Source organism: Pseudomonas sp. 2995-3 (assembly GCF_002742565.1).
Taxonomy (GTDB): Bacteria; Pseudomonadota; Gammaproteobacteria; order Pseudomonadales; family Pseudomonadaceae; genus Aquipseudomonas; species Aquipseudomonas edaphica.
Window position 1 is genome coordinate 1 of the sequence record NZ_LJSB01000463.1, and the last position, 230, is coordinate 230.

Genomic DNA, 230 nt, shown 5'->3' on the forward strand with positions numbered 1-230 from the left:
GGTCAATATTATTTACATTTATTTGATGTCACCCAGGCGGATTTGAATTGGGAAAATGAGAAAGTGCGTCAAGAAATATATGATATGATGCATTTTTGGTTTGAAAAGGGAGTAGATGGATTCCGTCTTGATGTAATCAACCTCATATCAAAAGACCAAGACTTTCCGAATGATGATGGTTCAGTTCCTCCAGGGGATGGACGAAAGTTCTATACGGACGGCCCAAGAGT

General features: G+C 39.6%; 1 protein-coding gene. It reads left to right on the forward strand.

The annotated features are described in order from the left end of the window. A partial coding sequence (locus AOA62_RS31060; RefSeq protein ID WP_256592512.1) for an alpha-amylase family glycosyl hydrolase occupies positions 1-230 on the forward strand: 230 nt, incomplete at both ends.